This is a genomic window from Marivita sp. (assembly GCF_020055675.1).
GTDB lineage: Bacteria > Pseudomonadota > Alphaproteobacteria > Rhodobacterales > Rhodobacteraceae > Marivita.
Map to the genome: position 1 here is coordinate 1 of NZ_JAIPUS010000081.1, position 2,515 is coordinate 2,515.

General features: G+C 61.5%; 3 protein-coding genes. 1 reads left to right on the forward strand and 2 read right to left on the reverse strand.

What is annotated here, in order from left to right; all coding sequences use genetic code 11:
- Positions 1-737, forward strand: a 737-nt coding sequence (locus LCF59_RS17740) for an alpha/beta hydrolase-fold protein (protein ID WP_292288947.1), incomplete at its 5' end; no start/stop codon positions are given.
- 127 nt (positions 738-864) lie between these two features.
- Here LCF59_RS17740 and LCF59_RS17745 read toward each other — a convergent pair.
- The gene (locus LCF59_RS17745) at positions 865-1,761 is read right to left on the reverse strand and encodes a hypothetical protein (protein ID WP_292288948.1); all 897 of its coding nucleotides are present in this window, start codon (positions 1,759-1,761) and stop codon (positions 865-867) included.
- A gap of 240 nt (positions 1,762-2,001) precedes the next feature.
- Positions 2,002-2,515, reverse strand: a 514-nt coding sequence (locus LCF59_RS17750) for an amidohydrolase family protein (RefSeq protein ID WP_292288949.1), incomplete at its 5' end; no start/stop codon positions are given.

Genomic DNA, 2,515 nt, shown 5'->3' on the forward strand with positions numbered 1-2,515 from the left:
GACCGCCCGATACCTTCACGCTTGCTTCAGAGACGCTGGGCCGGGATCTCCATGTCTACGTCCGCGTTCCGCAGAGCTATGAAGCCTCCGATGAAGTGTGGCCGGTGATCTACCTGCTCGACGGCGGGATTCTGTTCCCGATGCTGGTGCCTTATCACTTCATGCTGACTATCGACGAGATTGCGCCCGAGGCGATCATTGTCGGCATTTCCTACGGCGGGCTGGGCTTTGCCAACGGCAACATGCGCTCTACCGACTACACGGCCGCTTCTGCCGAAGTCGATCACTATGGTGGGGCGTCGGTGTTCCAGGCATTTCTGGAAGAGCAGCTATTGCCGCTGATCGACGAGCGTTACCGGACCGACCCGCAACGGCGTGTAATTGTCGGGCAGTCGCTGGGCGGCCAATTCGTGCTCTACACGGCCTTGACCCGGCCTGGGCTTTTTTGGGGTCATATCGCGATCAACCCGGCGCTGCACCGCAACCTTGCGTTCTTCCGCGACTACCCGTCGAAGCCGGACGGAGGGCGTGCTCGACTGTTCGTCGGCGCCGGCACCCTGGATGCGCCCCGCTTCCGCGAGCCCGCGCTCGAGTGGATCGATGCGTGGATCGATCGCGCAGACAGCCATCTTGATCTGGAAGTCGCCTCGCTGGAGGGCCAGCACCATGCCTCCGCTGCGCCGGAGGCCTATCGAGTCGGGCTTCGCTGGCTTTTCAATGATCAGGCCAGCCGTTGAAATTGGGGCGCTCCTGTTCAGGGAGACCCTGATCGGAGGGCGGGCCCAAAGCCGGGTATCAAGCATATGACGGGCGGAGAGACACCCTGAAATTTCACGATAGATTGGTTTTCATCGTCGTGATCGATCAGGAATCCTTCTCCTTCCCCGGCGCGGTCGGCTCAGGCTGTGCGATCTCTTCTACCGCAGTAGTCGCGGCTTTTGCGCGTTGCTTGCGTTCGCGTTTTTCCCGCTTTTTCGGGCTCTCGCTCATGGCCTTGATGGCATCCAGAATATCCGCATCGCCAGTCTCGAGCAACTGGGCAAAAGTCTTGCGACAGACCGTCCAGGTCGCTCCGATCACGGCGAAGTAGATGACGGACATCAATGCGGCGTAAGTGAGTTGATCGACGAATTCGCCCACCCACTGCGGCACGCGGATGCCGAGTAGTATCTTCAGCAATGCGGCAAGGATCGGTCCGACGATGCCGATCTCGACGATCAGCAGCACCATCACGAAGACCAGGACCTTGAAGACGAACAGCTGCGTGGCGAGATCCTTGAGCGCGCGCGCCCAATTCTCACTGAAGCAGAGCGCCGCCACGGCTATGGTCAGCCCTGCGGCGACCGCCAGCGAGTCGGCCAGCGCGTCGGCGACGGCGCCGAAGTCGGTCCAGATCGGTGCCCCCGGAATGGTCTCGAGATTGCCCGAAGCTGTGTTTTCGATGAACGCCACCAGTACCAGTGCAGCCGCGGCTGGTATCAGCGACGCGGCGAGCCACGGGAAATCGGCGGTTCCGGCATGACCGCTTGAAAAAAGATAGGTGCGGAACATCAATGCATAACCCGCCCCGAGCAGGACTGCCGAAAGATCCAGGTGCGCGGTTATCACGCCCGGCCCCAGTGCTGATTCGGCCAATCGGCCAAGCACGATGCCGGAAACGATCAATGCAGCGATGGCTGCACGCGGTTTGGGTCCGAAGACGAGATCCAGTCGATCATCTTCGCGACTCCCGTTGAAGGCGCGGCGCAAAGCCGGTTCCATGTCGGAGAGGCCTGCTCTGGCCACCTTCAGAAGTTGCGCGACGTTGTAAATGAAAGGCTCCCGTTACCCGGTTCATTCATGACCCGAGCTCTATGAGCCATTGAAACTTCTGCACAGGCAAAGCCGGGACGACCGTTGGAAGTATAGGCGCTGGAGTGATGCAGGAGGCCGTCGGGCGCACGGCAATAACTTGGCCGCTCCCCGGGGCCCTCTGAGAAGGCTGCGCGCCTTTGGGATGGACTATCGTGGTTTCGCGAGTTCGGATACCTCGTGAAGCGCTCCGCCACGCATAACATGGGTGACGGTGCGGAAGGCCCGGACCGATCCGGCCGGGTCGTCACGCAGTATTACAAGGTCCGCGACCTTTCCTCGCTCCAGCGTTCCGATTTCATCGAGCAGCCCTATCGCTTGTGCGCCGTTGCGCGTTGACATCACGATGATGTGCTCCGGCGGGATGCCCGCCGCCTGCATGCTTTCCATTTCCGCGTAGATCGAAGGGCCGTGGAGCGTCAGTGGATTGCCCGCATCGGTGGCTGTCGCGATCGTGATTCCGGCCTCGAAGACGCGCGCGAGGTTGCGCTGCATGATGCTCAGGTCCTGACCGCTTTCCTCCAGACTGGACAACGTCGCATCCACATCGCGCCAGGATCGCGGAGCGTCTTCGTGAAGCCGGGGAGCCTGGCCGATGACCTGGCGGGTTCTGGCGTCCACGCAACCGTTGGGATCGTCGATCGGCGGCACCACACCCAAACCG

Bases quoted from the DNA above. Each gene is read 5' to 3' on its own strand.
- LCF59_RS17745 (WP_292288948.1), bottom strand. From the start codon at position 1,761: ATGGAACCGGCTTTGCGCCGCGCCTTCAACGGGAGTCGCGAAGATGAT.